Below are 2,791 nucleotides of genomic sequence, written 5' to 3'. Positions count from 1 at the left end.
GTCGCGATCGCGCTCACGCGGCCTGCACCGACGCCGACGGCCACCATCGCGCCGCCGCCCGGTGTCGGAGAACAGCTCGCCGTCCTCGCACCTCCCGGATACGAACAGACGGCAGCGTGGGCCGTGCCGATCCGCTCCAACACCGAACCCACATTCCTCCCGGACGGACGGGTCGCGATCACAACCGAAGCCGGAGATCTCCGGTTGCTCGATCCTGACACCGGCAAGACGGTCTGGAAAGGCAACGGCTCCCCCCGTGGAGGCGCGCAGCTCGCGGCCACCACAATCGGCGGGTACGAGGTCCTCGCGACCTCGCGCTCCAACGCCCTCACCGTCTGGCCTCTGTACGTCGAAGACAGCACAGTCGACTCCGTCGACTACGACCTGCCCCGCGGTGCCGACGTAAGTTTCCTCGGCACTGAACCGCTGATCGTTCTCCCCGATCAGACCGTGGGCTTCGTCACCGCTGACGGCATCACCCGACAGGACATTCCCGTCACTGCTCGCCCCGTGATGACGACCGACGCCGGCGTGATCGCCGTCGACGACACCACGATCTACACCATCACCGTCGACGGTGATGTGTCCGAGACCCCGTACACCCGTCCCGAGGGGACCACCGAGCTCAGTAACGTCTCTGCAGCTGACGCCAACACCCTCATCGCCGTGTGGAGCACCGAAGGGCAGCAGAGCATCGTCGCGGCCGTTGACGTCGCCACGGGAGAAACCCTCTCCCAGGCCGAAACCCGCACGAGCGGCATCCGCAGTGACTCCGTGCCGCTGCACGCGATCGACGGGGCCACCCTCACCTACGGCAACGTCTGGATCCGGTACGGCACCAATCCGAGTGTTCAACCGCTTGGCAACCTCACGCCCACCGCAATCACTGGCACCATTGTGTACGGGACAGCTAGCCGTCAAGCTAGCTGGACCAACGTCAGCGATGACCAGCCACAGGTGACCCCGTTCACGACCCGAGAACTCCCGCTAGACCCGATAGCACCCAGCGGGATCACCACCGAGATGGCGTGGATCGTCGCAGACAAAGTCGAAACCACCTACCTGTACGCCCTCCCTCGACGAACCGGCCCTGGCGACCCGACCGCCACGCCCGCACCCTAAAGGATGCTGAGCCGCATGCCTGCTACCCCTGATCTCTTTGACGACGCCGTCAACCTGGTGCGCAACCGCGCACACCTCCGCGTGGTCGAATACATACGCGAGAACCCCGGTGCGTACCTCTCCGATATCCTCGCGGGCACCGACACTCCCCGAGGATCTCTGGGCCGCGTCCTGCGTACCCTCGTCGAGCTCGACGTCGTCACCATCGATGTGCCGCCCGAGAAGCGCGGCACCGGCCGCAACTTTCGCTACACCGTCAACGAGACCCGCGTCCGCCAGATCCTCACTGCGCTGCACACCGAACTCCTCGGCGAGCGTCCATCGAGCTAGGTTGCAGTCTTTCTGCAAGGTTGTAACTGAACTGCAATCCCTGATAGCGTCGGTGACGGTTACGGCAGACTTGGCGAATGGTCCGGTACGCATCCCCTGAACAGCCGTTGCCTCCTGAACTACTGAGGGCGGTCAAAGTGTTTGGTGTGAACCCCATCCGGGCGTCGATCGTGAGGCTGTTGGCACAGAGCCCCGCCCCCATGACCACGGGCGAGATTGCAAAAGTCTTGACCGGAGCGTCGTACAAGACGATCTTCAACCACGTTCAAGATCTAGCCTCCGAGGGAACCCTTGTATCCGATGCGCGCGCTGACCCGCACGGACAGCGAGTCAGATACACGGTTGACCGTGAAGCCATTCGTCGCGAGCTTCGCGAGTACTCGAAGTACCTGCTTGGTGAGGCTCTGTCGAGCGACGACGGTAACTGAGGTGTCGGGTTTCAAGTACGGGTTGAAGGCCCGGAGTGTCGCGCCGGTGTTAACCCTGACCTTGGGGTTAACTGACTGCATGGCTGACGAAAAGAAGCGGCGGACCTACCGCCGTCCCAGAGGGACGATGGTACAGCCGACCAACCTTGGCTACGAGGTCGAGCTCACCAGCAAGAAGCGCTGGGAAGCGCTCGCGCAGGAACTCGAGATCTCCCCATCGGAGCTGTTCGACCTCATGGTCGAGCACCTTCCGCTCGACGCCTATGGGCGTCCCACCTGGTTCCCCGAACGGCCACTCAAAGACGGGATGCTGCGCGTGCCAGCCGCTTAACGAAAGAACCCGCCGCATGTGCGGCGGGTTTCTCCCAAGTATTTCGACCCGTAGATGTTTGGCGACGGACACGGATCGAGAAATGAAGAACCGGAGGGTACCGGGGCTTCGTCATGCGCTACCTCGAAAGGAGTTGACCCCATCATAACGCCACTTGACGCAGATTTCCAGGCCGTCTTAGACGCGACACGCCGCGGGGTGTCCTCCGATTGGGGGACACCGGAGTCTGCCTGGGATCTCACCGTGTCGCTGTCCCAGCTCACGCGTCGACGCAGCGTCCGCGTCGACGTCCGCGACGCGCACGGCGACTTCACGAACAGCTACACCGCCACCTACCCGTCCGACAGCACCGCTGCCCCTGACGGCCCCTGGGCCCTCCCCCTCACCGACACCGCCGGCGGATTCCGGTACCTGTGCTTCGACCTGGACGCCAAGGGCGGCAACCCGGCGAAAGATGCTCACCGACTGACCCGGTGGCTCGACGAGCTCGCGATCGCATATCTCGTCTGCGAGTCCGGCCCCTCGGGCGGCCGCCACGTCTGGATCGCGCTCACCGCGCCCGCCGACGCCGGCACCGTGA

The 2,791-nt window shown here is 64.3% G+C and carries 4 protein-coding genes and 1 pseudogene; all 5 read left to right on the top strand.

Annotated elements, in window-relative coordinates; all coding sequences use genetic code 11:
* Nucleotides 1-1,122: PQQ-binding-like beta-propeller repeat protein (locus KZA10_RS11480; RefSeq protein ID WP_218682946.1), on the top strand; the 1,122-nt coding region annotated here is incomplete at its 5' end.
* A 15-nt stretch (nt 1,123-1,137) separates the two neighbouring features.
* On the top strand, nt 1,138-1,452 hold the full coding sequence (locus tag KZA10_RS11475) for a helix-turn-helix domain-containing protein (RefSeq protein ID WP_218682945.1): 315 nt from the start codon (nt 1,138-1,140) through the stop codon (nt 1,450-1,452).
* 77 nt (nt 1,453-1,529) lie between these two features.
* Nucleotides 1,530-1,880, top strand: coding sequence for a helix-turn-helix transcriptional regulator (locus KZA10_RS11470; protein ID WP_218682944.1), 351 nt, complete (start codon nt 1,530-1,532; stop codon nt 1,878-1,880).
* A gap of 79 nt (nt 1,881-1,959) precedes the next feature.
* Nucleotides 1,960-2,211 carry a hypothetical protein gene (locus KZA10_RS11465; RefSeq protein ID WP_067117872.1) on the top strand — a complete coding sequence of 84 codons (252 nt, stop codon included), beginning with the start codon at nt 1,960-1,962 and terminating at the stop codon, nt 2,209-2,211.
* Nucleotides 2,212-2,454: 243 nt separating this feature from the next.
* Nucleotides 2,455-2,791: pseudogene (locus tag KZA10_RS11460) on the top strand (hypothetical protein); the annotation flags it as partial.

Source organism: Microbacterium sp. BF1, from assembly GCF_019279095.1.
Classification (GTDB): domain Bacteria; phylum Actinomycetota; class Actinomycetes; order Actinomycetales; family Microbacteriaceae; genus Microbacterium; species Microbacterium maritypicum.
The sequence above is the reverse complement of the archived record's forward strand: the minus strand, read 5'-3'. Positions and strand labels throughout refer to the sequence as shown.